Origin of the sequence: Pseudomonas sp. Pf153 (genome assembly GCF_001269775.1) — a bacterium.
In the GTDB taxonomy this organism is placed as follows: domain Bacteria; phylum Pseudomonadota; class Gammaproteobacteria; order Pseudomonadales; family Pseudomonadaceae; genus Aquipseudomonas; species Aquipseudomonas uvaldensis.
Map to the genome: position 1 here is coordinate 157,698 of NZ_LHVL01000029.1, position 15,191 is coordinate 172,888.

The following is a 15,191-nucleotide window of genomic DNA, read 5'->3' on the forward strand; positions in this document are numbered from 1 at the left end:
AACTATTCCGGGCGAGGACGCCCTGATTCTAACGGCGCATTGCGCCCTTGTCGTGCTGCGGAGAAGAGTGCTTGGACAGAGTGTTTATCGAAGGCCTGGAAGTCGACACGGTAATCGGTGCCTACGACTGGGAACGAGACATCCGACAATGCCTGCGGCTTGATCTGAGTTTCGCCTGGGATAACCGCCCGGCCGCCGCCGGTGACGACCTCAACCTTGCGCTCGATTATGCCAGCGTATCGTCGCGTATCCAGGCATTTGCCGGGCAGGCCCGGTTTCAATTGGTCGAGACATTTGCCGAACGACTGGCCCAGGAATTGATGGACGAGTTCAAGATTACCTGGCTGCGGCTGAAGGTGACCAAGCCTGGCGCCGTCCCGGCGGCCCGCGGTGTTGGCGTGGAGATCGAGCGCGGATGTCGCTGATACAGGTCTTTCTCGGGCTCGGTAGTAATATCGAGCGCGAAACTCATTTGCGTGCCGGGCTTGAAGCTCTCGCCGGCTTCCTGGTGGACATCCGCTGTTCGGCCGTGTTCGAAAGCCAACCGGTGGGCATCAAGAGCGGACCGTTCTTCAACTTCGTCGTGTCGGCCTACACGGACTTGCCATTGATGGAGCTGGATCGTCGTCTGAAGTTCATCGAGGCGGACAATGGTCGCTATGCACCGGACCGCAAGGGTCTGCCGCTGGACATCGACGTTCTGCTGTATGGCGAGCAAGTAGGCAATTTCGACGGACTGGTCCTGCCTCGCGCAGAAATCCTCAAGAATGCCTTTGTCTTGTGGCCTTTATCGTTGATTGCACCGGATCGGGTGCACCCGGGCGTCGGTAAGAGCTTCGCCGCTTTGTGGGATGAATCGCAAATCGATCAGGTGCTGGCGCCGGTAGCTTTTGAGTGGCGCGGTGAGCAGCTCACCCCGCTGGATCTTCTGCGAAGCAGCTGACGCCATCGCGAGCAGGCTCGCTCCCACCTTGACTGCGGTAGATCTCAGGACTTCATTCACCGCAAACCCTGTGGGAGCGAGCCTGCTCGCGATGGCGGTGGTGCATCAACCCACAACTGCCAACTGACACAACGTTCCGTCAGTTTGCGGCTCCCTTGTAAGCTTTCAATGCCTTCAGCCGCTCGCGTTTGATCGCCTCACCCAGCTCCGGCCCCTTGAAACCCTTCTCCAGCAAAGGCTGCACCGCCACTGCGCGAGCCGCTGCTGCCGCGCCGCGCAAGTAGTCAGCCTGTGGGTAACTTCGTTGTTCAAGCCCCTTGCGTCCGCGCGCATCCATCTCGCATGCCGCAATGAATTCCTCGAAGCGCTGAGGACGACGGTACACGTCGAAACTCTGTAACAGTTCGAGCAGCGTGGAGGCCTTCAGCTCAAGTGCGCGATGACAATGGGTATGGTATTGGCCGACCAGTAATGCCAGTTCCTGGCAGTCGCGAGGCACCTTGAAGCGCTCGCTCACCGCTTTGATAGGTTTCAATCCCTTGTGTTCATGAGCGATATGTCGCGGCCACTCATGCTCGGGCGTGAGGCCTTTTCCCAAGTCATGGAGCAGGCAAGCCCAGCGGACGGTCAGCGGTTGCTGGTACAGGGCGGCTTGTTCCAATACGCTCAGTGTGTGCACTCCGGTGTCGATTTCCGGATGATGGGCTTCCGGTTGGGGGACACCGAACAGTGCGTCGACCTCAGGCATCAGGACCTCGAGGGCCGAACAGTCGCGCAAGACCTGGATGAAGACCTGTGGTTGATTTTCCATCAGGGCGCGGGAGATTTCCTTCCAACTGCGCTCGGCCGTCAAGGCTTCCAGCTCGCCGGAATGACTTAGTTGACGCATCAGTTCAAGGGTTTCATCGGCTACCTTGAAGCCCAGCGGCGCATAGCGAGCGGCAAAGCGTGCAACCCGCAGGACTCGGAGAGGATCTTCGGCGAATGCCGGGGAAACGTGGCGCAAAAGTCGTGCTTCGAGATCGCGCTGGCCATGGTATGGATCAGTGAGATTGCCTTCGTCATCCTCGGCCATCGCGTTGATGGTCAAGTCCCTGCGAACCAGATCTTCTTCAAGCGTTACTTCAGGGCTGGCATGAAACACGAAACCACCATAACCCCGACCGCTTTTGCGTTCGGTGCGGGCGAGGGCGTATTCCTCCCCTGTGTCCGGGGAAAGAAACACAGGAAAGTCTGCGCCTACGGGACGAAACCCCTTGGCAAGCATTTCCTCGGCGGTAGCGCCCACCACAACCCGGTCGATATCGGTGACAGGAATGCCCAGCAGGCGATCACGAACGGCACCGCCGACTTTGTAAATCTGCATAAAAAACCTCCGTTGATCCGACAGGATAACCTTTGCACCGGACCTTCGGAGGCGAAAGCGAAATCAAAGATGAATGACAGCCAGGTCCAGCCGGCCATAGTCTCCTTCTGCTTGCTCGGCTCTGGGGGGCACATGGTGGGTTTTCATCACCTGGTCGCCTTGTAGGGTTTCCAGATGGATGTCGAAGCCCCACAGACGGTGCAGATGCTTGAGCACCTCATCGGTGGAGTCGCCCAGTGGTTTACGGTTATGTGCCTGGTGTCGCAGGGTCAGCGAGCGATCCCCACGGCGATCGATGCTGTAGATCTGTACGTTGGGCTCGCGATTGCCCAGGTTGTATTGCGCAGCGAGGGTCTCGCGAATGATGCGGTAGCCGCTTTCGTCGTGAATGGCGGGCACCAGCAGGTCATCTTTTTGGTCATCGTCGAGAATGCTGAACAACTTCAAGTCCCGGATCACCTTGGGCGAGAGATACTGCAGGATGAAGCTCTCGTCCTTGAAGCTGCTCATGGCGAATTTGATCGTGGATAACCAGTCCGAGCCAGCGATTTCGGGGAACCACCGGCGGTCTTCCTCGGTGGGGTTCTCACACATGCGCCGAATGTCGCGGTACATGGCAAAGCCCAGCGCGTAAGGGTTGATGCCACTGTAATAAGGGCTATCGAAGCCGGGCTGGAATACCACGCTCGTGTGGGATGTCAGGAACTCCATCATGAAGCCATCGGTGACCAGGCCTTCGTCATACAGGTCGTTCATCAGCGTGTAGTGCCAGAACGTGGCCCATCCCTCGTTCATCACCTGGGTCTGGCGTTGTGGATAGAAGTATTGGGCGATCTTGCGCACGATACGCACGATTTCCCGCTGCCACGGTTCCAGCAGCGGAGCGTGTTTTTCGATGAAATAAAGGATGTTTTCCTGGGGTTCGGCGGGAAAGCGCGCATTGTCCTTCTCGCTGTACTTGTCGGCGCCCTTGGGAATGGTCCGCCACAGATCGTTGATCTGCTTTTGCAGATGCTCTTCACGATCCTTTTGACGCCGGCGCTCTTCTTCGGCGGAGATCGGGTAGGGCCTTTTGTAGCGGTCGACCCCGTAGTTCATCAGCGCATGGCAGGAGTCCAGCAGGTCCTCCACCGCGTCGATGCCGTGGCGCTCCTCGCATTGCATGATGTACTGCTTGGCGAACACCAGATAATCGATGATCGAGCTGGCATCGGTCCAGGTGCGGAACAGGTAGTTGCCCTTGAAGAAGCTGTTGTGGCCATAGCAGGCATGCGCGACCACGAGCGCCTGCATGCAGATAGTGTTTTCTTCCATCAGGTAAGCGATGCAAGGGTCGGAGTTGATCACGATTTCATAGGCCAGCCCCATCTGGCCACGTGTGTAGGATTTTTCGGTGCTGAGGAAGTGCTTGCCGTAGGACCAGTGGTGGTAACCCAGTGGCATGCCGACCGACGCATAGGCGTCCATCATCTGTTCGGCGGTGATTACCTCGATCTGGTTGGGATAGGTGTCGAGGGCATAACGGTCCGCGATACGGCTGATTTCACGGTCGTAGGCCTGGATCAGCTCGAACGTCCATTCGGAGCCGGTGGAAATAGGCTGGCGCTTCTGCTCTTTTTTGGCGGTCATGTCACTAACCTGCGCTGGAAGAGTTCACGGAAGACCGGATAGATATCCCCGGCCGAGACCAGTTGCTGTTGAGCGAACGTATCGGAGAAGGCTTCGGCAATGCGTTCGTATTCATACCACAGGGCCTGATGTTCCCGCGGTGTGATTTCCACATAGGTGTAGTACTGGACGAACGGCATGATCTGGTTGATCAGGATGTCGCGACAGATCGGCGAGTCGTCGTTCCAGTTGTCACCATCGGATGCCTGGGCTGCGTAGATGTTCCATTCATTGGCGGGGTAGCGTTCGGCCATGATTTCCTGCATCAATTTCAAGGCGCTGGAAACGATGGTGCCGCCGGTTTCCCTGGAATAGAAGAACTCTTCCTCATCCACTTCACGGGCACTGGTGTGGTGGCGAATGAACACCACGTCGATCTTGTCGTAGTTCCGCTTGAGAAACAGGTACAGCAAGATGAAGAACCGCTTGGCGATGTCCTTGGTTGCCTGGGTCATGGAGCCGGACACGTCCATCAGGCAGAACATGACGGCTTTGGAGCTTGGGTTGGGCTGCTTGACCAGCAGGTTGTACTTGAGGTCGAAGGTGTCCAGGAACGGCACCCGATGAATCCGGGCGCTGAGTTTCTCTATCTCGGCTTCCAGGTCCTGAATATCGCCAAAATTGTCAGGCTCTTCCTGTTTCAGACGGGCCAGTTCCTCTTTGACTTCCCGCAGTTTCGCCCGGCTGCTGCCAGACAGGGCGATGCGCCGGGCATGGGCCGAGCGGAGGGTGCGGATGATGTTGATGCGTGACGGATTACCTTCGTTGCTGATACCGGCGCGTACAGTCTTGAAGGTATCGGTACCGGTCAGGTTGCGTTTGACCAGGTTCGGCAACTCCAGATCCTCGAACATGAATTCCAGGAATTCCTCCTGGGTGATCTGGAACACGAATTCGTCCATGCCTTCGCCGGAATTACCGGCCTTGCCGGGGCCTCTGCCGCCGCCTCCGCCCGGTGGACGGGGAATGTGCTCGCCGCTGGTGAATTCCTTGTTGCCGGGATGCACGACGGTCTGTTTGCCACCGCGGCCATGGTGAAGCACTGGCTCATCGATGTCGCGGCCAGGGATGCTGATCTGTTCGCCATGCTCCATATCGGTAATGGAACGGCGACTGACCGCCTCTTCAACGGCCTTCTTGATATGGTCACGATAACGCCGCAGAAACCGCTGGCGGTTCACCGTGCTCTTGTTCTTGCCATTAAGGCGTCGGTCGATCACATAGCTCATAGGCCCTCCGGGTAGCTTCAAGTTGTGAGCTGCAAGCAGCAAGTAGAAGCCGTTACCCGGACTACTGAGGGTATTCGCCTTTCTCTTGCGGCCTGCGGCTTATAGCTTGCAGCTGCCTCACTGCGATTTCCGGACCCGCAGGTACCACTCGGAGAGCAGCCGTACCTGTTTGTCGGTGTAGCCACGTTCGACCATGCGTGTAACGAAGTCGTTGTGTTTTTGCTGATCCTCCTTGCTGGCCTTGGCGTTGAAGCTGATGACCGGCAGCAGATCCTCAGTGTTGGAGAACATTTTCTTCTCGATGACCACCCGCAGCTTTTCATAGCTGAGCCAGGTCGGGTTCTTGCCGTTGTTGTTGGCGCGGGCACGCAATACGAAGTTGACGATTTCGTTGCGGAAGTCCTTCGGATTGCTGATGCCAGCCGGTTTTTCGATTTTTTCCAGCTCTTCGTTAAGCGCTACGCGATTGAGAATTTCTCCGGTTTCCGGATCGCGATATTCCTGGTCCTGAATCCAGAAGTCTGCGTACAGCACGTAGCGGTCGAAGATGTTCTGGCCGTATTCGCTGTAGGACTCCAGGTACGCGGTCTGGATTTCCTTGCCGATGAACTCGATATAACGTGGCGCGAGGTATTCCTTGAGGAAGCGCAGATAGCGTTCGCGGGTTTCCGCCTGGAATTGTTCCTGCTCGATCTGCTGTTCCAGTACGTACAGGAGGTGGACCGGGTTGGCCGCTATCTCGTGGGGATCGAAGTTGAAGACCTTGGACAGGATCTTGAACGCGAAACGTGTAGACAGTCCGTTCATCCCTTCGTCGACACCCGCATTGTCGCGGTATTCCTGGATCGACTTGGCCTTCGGATCGGTGTCCTTGAGGTTCTCGCCATCGTACACGCGCATCTTGGAATAGATGTTGGAGTTCTCCGGTTCCTTGAGGCGCGACAGCACGGTGAACTGGGCCAGCATTTTCAGTGTGTCCGGAGCGCAGTGGGCCTTGGACAGGGAGCTGTTGAACAGCAGTTTGTCGTAGATCTTCACCTCGTCGGTGACCCGCAGGCAGTATGGCACCTTGACGATGTAGATCCGGTCGATGAACGCTTCGTTGTTCTTGTTGTTGCGGAAGGTATGCCATTCCGACTCGTTGGAGTGGGCCAGCAGGATACCGCTGAACGGAATCGCCCCCAGGCCCTCGGTGCTGTTGTAGTTGCCTTCCTGAGTGGCGGTCAACAAGGGGTGCAGTACCTTGATCGGTGCCTTGAACATCTCGACGAATTCCATCAGGCCCTGGTTGGCCCGGCACAATGCCCCCGAGTAGCTGTAGGCGTCGGCGTCGTTCTGCGGGAATTCTTCCAGCTTGCGGATATCGACCTTGCCCACCAGTGCCGAAATATCCTGGTTGTTTTCGTCCCCGGGTTCGGTCTTGGCTACCCCGATCTGGTTGAGGATCGACGGATAGAGCTTGACCACGCGGAACTGGCTGATGTCGCCGCCGAACTCGGCCAGGCGCTTGGTGGCCCATGGCGACATGATGGTGTTGAGGTAACGCCGCGGTATGCCAAAGTCTTCTTCAAGAATCGCACCGTCCTCGGTGGCATTGAACAGCCCCAGGGGTGATTCGAAAACCGGCGAGCCCTTGATGGCATAGAAGGGCACCTTCTCGATCAATTGCTTGAGCTTCTCGGCCAGGGACGACTTACCGCCACCTACCGGGCCGAGCAGATAGAGAATCTGTTTCTTCTCCTCCAGGCCTTGGGCGGCGTGGCGGAAATACGACACGATCTGGTCGATGCATTCTTCCATCCCGTGGAAGTCTTCAAAGGCCGGATAGCGGCGGATCACCTTGTTGGAAAAGATCCGCGAGAGCCTCGAATTGGTCGAGGTGTCCAGCAGTTCCGGTTCTCCGATGGCCAGCAACAGACGTTCCGCAGCCGATGCGTAGGCGCTGCGATCCTGCTTGCAGAGTTCGAGGTATTCCTGCAGCGAGTACTCCTCCTGCCGCGTGGACTCGAAACGTTGCTGGAAGTGGCTAAAAATACTCATGACGTCACCTCGCTCGATACGTGGAGCCGGTGTCGGATCAATCAGTCGATGCTGGCCAGCCGCTGGGAACCCAGCTGCCGTTTACCCCCCAGAATGCTTCCAAGAATCCAGGTTCTTGAAAGCTGACTCCCGATGATCCGCGCGCCGGTGTACCGGCTCTCCCCTGTTTTGGATGGCCTGAGGCTAAGAATAGTTCGGAATCGGAGAGGCACAGGTGGAATGCGTAATAAGTTATGGCAGACCGTTCGTCTGCCATCGCTCAAGCCCGCGGATTACGCGGGTTTTGAGCGGCATAAAAAATTATTCGTTGGAGCCTTGCGCTGTTTCTGACGGATACGTCGTACGCCAAAGTTCAAAACCGCCGTCCAGGCTGTAGACGTTGGTAAAGCCCTGGCCGACCAGGTGCGCAGCTGCGTTCTGGCTGGAGTTCCCGTGGTAGCAAACGACAACCACGGGAGCGTCGAGATCGGCGCGGGTGATGAAATCGTGCAGGGAGTGGTTATCCAGGTGTCTGGAGCCGCTGATATGCGAGGCGGCAAACGTGGCGGGGTCACGGACATCGACGACGACAGCACCTTGCTCGCGCAGGGCCTGGGCCTTTTCCGGGGGGATGCGTTTGAATTCGCTCATGGGGACTCCTGTGGCCTGAACTACGCGCCGCTCAGACGACGGTGCCGGCCGGTGCTGATTTAGTGGTCGGGGGATGGGATTTGGGGCGGCCCTGCTCATCGCAATCGCAACGCAGTCGCTCGCCGGTGTCGACGTTCATCAGGGTCATGGCACTTCCCCATACGCAGCCGGTGTCGAGGGCAAAGACCCCGGGTTCGTCGCACTGACCTTCCAGCGACGCCCAGTGACCGAAGATGATTTTCACGTTACGGGTCTTGCGCTCCGGGTGTTTGAACCAGGGGGCGTAGCCGGGCGGCGCGGTCTCGATGCCTTCCTTGCTCTTGAGGTCGAGCTTGCCGTCGCGGGTGCAGAAGCGCATGCGGGTGAAGTAGTTGGTGATGACTCGAAGACGGGCGACGCCGGTGAGGTCGTTGTTCCACTTCGCCGGGTCGTTGCCGTACATGCCGTCCAGGTAGGGAGCGAAAAGGTTGTCGTCGCGCAAGGCCTGCTCGACTTCGCCGGCGCACTTGAGCGCTTTGCGCAAGGACCACTGGGGTGGAAGACCTGCGTGAACCAGCGCCAGGTTGCGGTGCTCGTCGTAGTGCATGAGTTTCTGTTGGCGTAACCATTCCAGCAGCTCGACGCAGTCGGGGGCGTCGAGTATTTCCCTCAAAGTGTCGGATTTTTTCAAACGCTCGATGTTCTGCCAGGCGGCCAGCAGGTGCAGGTCATGGTTGCCCAGCACGCACACCAGCGAATCACGGATGCCATACAGAAAGCGCAGGGTTTCCAAAGACTCCGGGCCACGGTTGACCAGATCGCCAACCAGCCACAGCGTGTCCTTCTGCGGGTCGAAGGCGACTCGCTCCAGCAAGCATTTGAGCGGGGCGAGGCAGCCCTGGAGATCACCGACCGCATAGGTGGCCATCAGTGCAGAGCTCCGGGCACCGCGAGGCGGAAGGGTTTGATCACAGCGTCGAAGCGTTTGCCGTCCTCGGCCAGCATCTGGTAGGTGCCCTGCATGGTGCCCACGAGAGTCGTCATCACTGTGCCGCTGGTATAGCTGTGGCTTTTACCGGGGCCGATCAACGGTTGCTGACCAACCACGCCCTCTCCACGCACTTCTTCGATATGCCCATCGCCATCGGTGATGACCCAGTGCCGCGACAGCAGGCGGGCCGGCAGCGAGCCGTCGTTGCGTACGGTAATGCTGTAGGCGAAGGCGAAGCGGTTGTGCTCGGGTTGCGACTGTTCCGCCAGGAAGCGGGTGGTGACGCTGACGTCGACCAGATAACGGGGATCGGACATGCAAAAGGGCCTTGGAATGCGAAGCGGGACGCGGGTACGACTGATCGGGTCAGTCTAGGCCAAATATCGGGTAGTAAACCAGAGGGCTTACCACCCGATAGCGGTCCTCTTCAGTCAGAGGGCGTCCGCTTTAGGCGCGGCCTGTTCGCTGAGTTTGTCGGCCAGGCGTACGAATGCCGCCAGATCCAATTGCTCGGGTCGCAGGCTGCCGTCTACGCCTGCAGCTTCGATTTCGGCGCTGTTGAGCAGTAACTTCAAGGTATTACGCAAGGTTTTGCGACGCTGGTTGAAGGCTTCACGGACGACGCGTTCGAGCAGCCGATGATCCTTGGCCGGATGGGGCAGGACGGCATGGGGCACCAGCCGGACGATGGCCGAATCGACCTTCGGCGGCGGATTGAAAGCGCCAGGGCCTACATTGAACAGGTGTTCCACCCGGCAATGGTACTGGACCATGATCGACAGCCGACCCCAATCGCCTCCGCCAGGACCGGCGGCAAGGCGCTCGACCACTTCTTTCTGCAACATGAAGTGCATGTCGCGGATCAGGCCGGCATTGTTCAGCAGGTGGAAGATCAATGGCGTGGAGATGTTGTATGGCAGGTTTCCCACGACCCGCAGGCTGTTCGGTGCGGCATTCAGGCTGTTGAAGTCGAATTTCAGCGCGTCGCCCTGATGCAGGTTGAAGTTGCTCTTGCCGGCGAATTGCTGGTTGAGGATGGGAACCAGGTCCTTGTCCAGTTCCACCACGTCCAGTTGTGCGCCGCTGCCCAGCAGACCTTCGGTCAATGCACCCTGGCCTGGGCCGATTTCCAGCATCCGGTCGTCGGGCTTGGCGTTGATGGATCGCAGGATACGATCGATCACGCCAGCGTCATGCAGGAAGTTCTGGCCGAAACGCTTGCGCGCACGGTGTTGGTATTGCTCAGTCATAAATGGGTCTCGGCCATCTGGTAGGCGGTTTCCAGCGCGACTTGCAGGCTGCCGGTATCGATCCGGCCGCTGCCGGCCAGGTCCAGGGCTGTGCCATGGTCCACGGAGGTGCGGATGATCGGCAGGCCCAGGGTCACGTTGACGGCTGCGCCGAAGCCTTTGTACTTCAGCACAGGCAGGCCCTGGTCGTGGTACATCGCCAGCACCGCATCGCAGTGCTCCAGATATTTGGGGGTAAACAGAGTGTCGGCGGGAAGCGGGCCATGCAGGTCCAGGCCTTCGCTGCGCAACCGCTCCAATGTAGGTTCGATGATGTCGATCTCTTCGCGGCCCAGGTGGCCGCCTTCACCGGCATGGGGATTGAGCCCACACACCAGGATGCGAGGCCGGGCGATGCCGAACTTTTCCTGCAGGTCGGCATGCAGTATTCGCGTCACTCGCTCCAGGCGTTCGGGGGTTATGGCGTCGGCAATGTCCCGCAGGGGCAGGTGAGTGGTCACCAGGGCCACGCGCAGGCCTCGTGTGGCGAGCATCATTACCACTTGTGCCGTGTGAGTCAGGTCTGCAAGGAACTCGGTATGCCCGGAAAAGGCGATGCCCGATTCGTTGATCACGCCCTTGTGCACCGGTGCGGTGATCATGCCTGCGAACGTTCCATCCAGGCAGCCCTGGCCGGCTCGGGTCAGGGTTTGCAGAACGAATCCGGCGTTGGCCTTGTCCAGTTGCCCGGTAACCACGGGGGCGCCCAAAGGCGTGTCCCAGACATAGAGGCTGTTGGCGGGTGCCGGAACGTCCGGCCAGGTGTCGGGTGATACCGCTAACAGGTCGACAGCCACACCCAGCTGCGAGGCCCGCTCAAGGAGCAGGTCGCGGCTGGTGATGGCGATCAGCGGGTATGGCTGGGGTTGCGCGGCGAGCAGAAGGCACAGGTCGGGACCGATGCCGGCAGGCTCGCCGGGCGTCAGCGCGAAACGCTTGGGTTTCACTGCGCTGCCTGGCTTGCACCAGGAAGTTTGATTTCGACGTAGGCTTCATCGCGGATCTGGCGCAACCAGGTTTGCAGCTCTTCGTCGTACTTACGGTTGCGCAATACGGTCATTGCCTGCTGCTCGCGAGCCTGGGTGGTGCTGTCGGTGGCGCGGCGGCCAAGGACTTCCAGCACATGCCAGCCATAAGGGCTCTTGAACGGCTTGGACAGCTGGCCTTGCGGTGTCTGCGCCATGACCTGGCGGAACTCGGGCACCAGTGCGTTTGGATCAACCCAGTTCAGGTCGCCGCCGTTGAGGGCCGAACCCGGATCTTCCGAGAAGCTCTTGGCCAGCTCGGCGAAATCTTCGCCCGCTTCGATGCGGTCGTAGAGTTTCTCGGCCAGACGCTTGGTTTCGGCTTCGCTGCGGATTTCGCTTGGCTTGATCAGGATGTGGCGAACATGCACTTCATCGCGTACCTGGGTGCCGCCACCCCGTTTTTCCAGCAGCTTCAGGATGATGAAGCCGCCCGGAGTACGGGCAGGCTGGGTGATATCGCCCACGGCCATGGCACTCAGTTCGCGGTCAAAAGGCGGCGGCAGTTGAGCGGCTTTACGCCAACCCATGTCGCCACCTTCCAGGGCGTTTTCGCTGCCGGAGCGGGCGACGGCCATCTGGCCGAAATCGGCGCCTTGCTTGAGTTGCTGGTAAACATCCATGGCCTGGCGATAAGCACTCTGAATCGCTTCGGAGCTGGCGCTTTCCGGGGTAGGAATCAGGATGTTGGCCAGATGCAGTTCTTCGGAAAGCTGCATCTTGCCCAGGTCGGAAGCGAGGAAGTTCTTCACTTCCTGCTCGGACACCTGAATACGCTCGGCCACCCGACGCTGACGCACGCGGCTGATGATCATCTCGCGACGGATCTGATCCCTGGCATCCTCGTAGGAAAGGCCATCACGGGCGAGGGCCGCACGGAACTGGTCGAGGGTCATGTTGTTGCGCTGGGCGATGGTGCCGACGGCCTGGTTCAGCTCTTCATCGGTAATGCGGATACCGGAGCGTTCGCCGATCTGCAATTGCAGGTTCTCGACAATCAGGCGTTCGAGCACTTGCTGGTCCAGCACGCCCGGTGGCGGCAGGCCGCCGCCGCGCTTGGCGATGGTTTGCTGCACTTCATGGACGCGCTGGTCCAGCTGGCTCTGCATGACCACATCGTTATCGACGATGGCCACCACCTTATCGATGGACTGTACCGCGGCGTTGGCCGCGGTACCCAGGAACAGCGCGCCCAGCATCAGCGGGCGCAGACAATCAGAAAGCTTGGTCTTCACGTTCACGATAACCTTGGATGCCTTTGTCGAGGAAGCTCTCTACCTTGGCGCCGGTGAGGCCGCCGAGTCCCTTCAGGACAATTTGTAGGAAGACGCCGTGGTCGCCTTTTTCGTTTTCCGGGGCGGCTTGACTGAATTCTTCATAGTCGACCCAGTAACGGTTGATCAGGCGCAGTTTCCAGCAGCAATTGTCGTATTCGAAACCACCGAAGGCTTCCAGGGTACGGTTGCGGTTGTAGTCATACTGCCAGCGGCTGATTGCGTTCCATTGCGGCACGATCGGCCAGATGATCGAGAAGTCGTGCTGCTTGATCTTGTAGTAGTCCTTCACGTAGTTCTCATCGCCTGGTCGACCGTAGTCGCCGCCCATTTTCCATGTGCCACTGGCCTCGTCGTAACGGATCTGGTCGTTGCGATAGCGATAACCGGCGTTGATGACCTTGTTCGGGTTGTCTTCCGGCTGGTAGTGGAACATCGCACTGCCCGAGCGAGGGCTGTGGGTGTCCGGGTCCCAGTTATAGGTGGCGCTGGTGCGCCAGTCGCGGTTCCAGCGATATTCGTACTCAAGCGCATACGGCGAGACGTCCGACTTGGCATCTTCGCGGGTGTCGAAGTCAATGCCCGGCAACTGGACCTTGCGGTCCTTGAAGAAGAACGCCTGGCCAACGCTGACGCGCTGGCGTTCGAAACCGTTTTCTTCGATCCAGCGGCTGGTCACGCCCAGGGACAGCTTGTTCTCGTCGCCGACACGGTCAGAGCCGGTGAAACGGTTGTCCCGGAACAGCGAGGAATAGCTGAAGGTGGATTCGCTGGTATCGAAGACAGGAATGTCGTCCTGATCTTTTTCCGGTACATAGAGGTAGAACAGGCGCGGCTCCAATGTCTGGCGATAGTTGGAGCCAAACCATTGGGTGTCCCGGTCGAAGTACAGGCCGCTGTCGATGCTGGCGATTGGAACAGCACGGTTTGGCGTGCTGTCGTATCCATTCCCCACGACAGACCTTCCGGTGCTGTCCAGATCCAGGTCGTACTGGGTGTATTGGTACTTGAGCGCTGGCTTGACGTAGCCGTAGCTCGCTTCCATGGGCAGGCTGACGACCGGTGCGAGATTCATGCGGTTGCCATTTGCCCGGGCCAGTCCCCTTACATTGGTATCCAGCCATGACGTGGTAATGCCATTCTCATCGCTGTAGAGGCCGTCCCGCAAGTTCCGGTCAAATCGAACCAGCTCTGTTTTATACGCGAAGTCCAGACCATATGGGTGCTGCGGCAGCTCCCCGTTGAACGTGATCTGAGGCAGGCGGTTATAGGGCGTGACTTTCGAAATGGTCGCCATCTGGAACGCCTGGGCATTCAAGCGTGCCACGTAGTTGTCGCCGCGATAGCTGACCGCGCCCTGCTGGTTCACGAATTCCCTGGACTCGACACCGATCTGGTCGGTCTGAAGATCCTGGAAGTAGTACGGATCGCTGATCTTGGTGTAGTCGACTTCCGTCAACACGCGCGAGTCCAGACCGCCCTTGTGCTGCCAGTTGTACATGTAGCGGGTCTTGCTGTAGTCGGACTGCTTGGCGCGTTCGTCTTCTTCGTCGTTGAGGTACGCGGCGCCGAACTGACCTTCGCTGGACTTGGTCAGGTAGCGGAACTCGCCTTCCATCAACAGGCCGCGCTTGCTCATGTAGCGCGGGTACAACGTGGCATCGTAGTTCGGTGCCAGGTTGAAGTAGTACGGGGTGACCAGCAGGAAGCCGGTATCGCTGCCGCTGCCGATGGTCGGCGGCAGGAAGCCGGACTGGCGACGGTCGTCGATCGGGAAATAGATGTACGGGGTGTACAGGATCGGAATGTCCTTGACCCGCAGCGTCACGTTGGTTGCGGTACCGAAGCCGGTCGCCGGGTTCAGGGTGATGTTATTGCCCTTGAGTGTCCAGGCGTTGCTGTTCGGTTCGCAGGTGGTGTACGTACCGTCCTTGAGACGGATGATCGCGTTTTCGGCACGCTTGGCATACAGGGCGTTACCGCGGATACGCGATTTGTGCATGACGTATTCGGCGTTGTCGACCTTGGCTTCACCGGTGTCCAGCTGAACATCGGCATGGTCGCCGACAATCAGTGCGCCGTCGTCGCGAACCCGCACGTTGCCGTTCAGCTCGCCACGATTTTCCGCCTGGTACAGGCTGGCTTCATCGGCTTCGACCTGCATGCTGCCCTGGCGCATGACCACATCGCCAGCCAGGGTCGCCACCTGTTGTTCCTGCTCATAGCGCGAAGCCTTGGCGCCGAGGAAGGTCGGGGCATCGCTCTTGGCCGTCTTGTCGTTCATCCCGGGACGGGGCGGCTCGATGTAGGCACCGGAGCAGTAAGGACCTGTCTCGGCCAATTGCGCGGGGGTGAGGTTCTCCCGCGGAACCCAGTCAAGGTGACTGTAGTCTTCACTGCGGGATTTCAGGCCACGACCCTTGGCTTCGGTAACCAGCATCGGCTTGTCGCCGGCTTCTTCGACCGAGTTGCTGCCAGTCGGGGCTTCACTGCTGTCGGAAACGGCGCTGCCTTCATGCACCGGGCGCGGCGGCAAGGCAGCGGCCGGCGTCTTGGGCGAACAGTCCCAGGCACCCGTTGCGGACACGGAGCAGTCATACTGCTGCGCCGCGACGACGAATGAAGAGGCCAGAGGTTGAAGGGCCAGCAGACTGCCGGTAACCAGCAACGGAAATTTTTTACGAAACGCGGGGGATTTCAATGCCATCTTATTAGTCCGGGCTTCCTGCGTGCCATCTGCCCGCGGTGTGGGCCGCA

The 15,191-nt window shown here is 59.1% G+C and carries 13 protein-coding genes; 2 read left to right on the forward strand and 11 right to left on the reverse strand.

Features of this window, described 5'->3' with window-relative positions; genetic code table 11:
* The first annotated feature begins 71 nt into the window (after positions 1-71).
* Together folB and folK are read left to right on the forward strand one after the other, a co-directional pair.
* Positions 72-425, forward strand: a complete 354-nt coding sequence (gene folB, locus AD666_RS21340; RefSeq protein WP_053156336.1) for a dihydroneopterin aldolase — start codon at positions 72-74, stop codon at positions 423-425.
* Entirely contained in the window at positions 416-943 is a 528-nt protein-coding gene (gene folK / locus AD666_RS21345; protein ID WP_053156339.1) for a 2-amino-4-hydroxy-6-hydroxymethyldihydropteridine diphosphokinase, read from the forward strand. Before folB ends, folK begins: the two co-directional genes overlap by 10 nt.
* A gap of 139 nt (positions 944-1,082) precedes the next feature.
* Here the strand turns inward: folK and AD666_RS21350 are convergent, their stop codons facing one another.
* The 11 genes from AD666_RS21350 to AD666_RS21400 form a co-directional block, all read right to left on the reverse strand.
* Positions 1,083-2,309, reverse strand: a complete 1,227-nt coding sequence (locus AD666_RS21350; protein WP_053156342.1) for a multifunctional CCA addition/repair protein — start codon at positions 2,307-2,309, stop codon at positions 1,083-1,085.
* A 63-nt stretch (positions 2,310-2,372) separates the two neighbouring features.
* Entirely contained in the window at positions 2,373-3,938 is a 1,566-nt protein-coding gene (locus AD666_RS21355; RefSeq protein WP_053156345.1) for a SpoVR family protein, read from the reverse strand.
* Positions 3,935-5,206, reverse strand: a complete 1,272-nt coding sequence (locus tag AD666_RS21360) for a YeaH/YhbH family protein (RefSeq protein WP_053156348.1) — start codon at positions 5,204-5,206, stop codon at positions 3,935-3,937. The genes AD666_RS21355 and AD666_RS21360 overlap by 4 nt, the downstream gene beginning before the upstream one ends.
* 117 nt (positions 5,207-5,323) lie before the next feature.
* Entirely contained in the window at positions 5,324-7,246 is a 1,923-nt protein-coding gene (locus tag AD666_RS21365) for a PrkA family serine protein kinase (protein WP_053156351.1), read from the reverse strand.
* A 300-nt stretch (positions 7,247-7,546) separates the two neighbouring features.
* On the reverse strand, positions 7,547-7,876 hold the full coding sequence (gene glpE, locus AD666_RS21370; RefSeq protein ID WP_053156354.1) for a thiosulfate sulfurtransferase GlpE: 330 nt from the start codon (positions 7,874-7,876) through the stop codon (positions 7,547-7,549).
* A gap of 31 nt (positions 7,877-7,907) precedes the next feature.
* Positions 7,908-8,783 carry a symmetrical bis(5'-nucleosyl)-tetraphosphatase gene (locus AD666_RS21375; protein ID WP_053156355.1) on the reverse strand — a complete coding sequence of 292 codons (876 nt, stop codon included), beginning with the start codon at positions 8,781-8,783 and terminating at the stop codon, positions 7,908-7,910.
* Positions 8,783-9,163, reverse strand: a complete 381-nt coding sequence (gene apaG / locus AD666_RS21380) for a Co2+/Mg2+ efflux protein ApaG (protein ID WP_053156358.1) — start codon at positions 9,161-9,163, stop codon at positions 8,783-8,785. Before apaG ends, AD666_RS21375 begins: the two co-directional genes overlap by 1 nt.
* A 114-nt stretch (positions 9,164-9,277) precedes the next feature.
* Positions 9,278-10,096 carry a 16S rRNA (adenine(1518)-N(6)/adenine(1519)-N(6))-dimethyltransferase RsmA gene (gene rsmA / locus AD666_RS21385; protein WP_053156361.1) on the reverse strand — a complete coding sequence of 273 codons (819 nt, stop codon included), beginning with the start codon at positions 10,094-10,096 and terminating at the stop codon, positions 9,278-9,280.
* Complete coding sequence (pdxA, locus tag AD666_RS21390) at positions 10,093-11,082, reverse strand: 4-hydroxythreonine-4-phosphate dehydrogenase PdxA (protein WP_053156364.1); 990 nt, start codon at positions 11,080-11,082, stop codon at positions 10,093-10,095. Before pdxA ends, rsmA begins: the two co-directional genes overlap by 4 nt.
* The gene (gene surA / locus AD666_RS21395; protein WP_156315972.1) at positions 11,079-12,395 is read right to left on the reverse strand and encodes a peptidylprolyl isomerase SurA; all 1,317 of its coding nucleotides are present in this window, start codon (positions 12,393-12,395) and stop codon (positions 11,079-11,081) included. The genes pdxA and surA overlap by 4 nt, the downstream gene beginning before the upstream one ends.
* Positions 12,376-15,141, reverse strand: a complete 2,766-nt coding sequence (locus AD666_RS21400) for an LPS-assembly protein LptD (protein WP_053156366.1) — start codon at positions 15,139-15,141, stop codon at positions 12,376-12,378. The genes surA and AD666_RS21400 overlap by 20 nt, the downstream gene beginning before the upstream one ends.
* Positions 15,142-15,191: the final 50 nt, after the last annotated feature.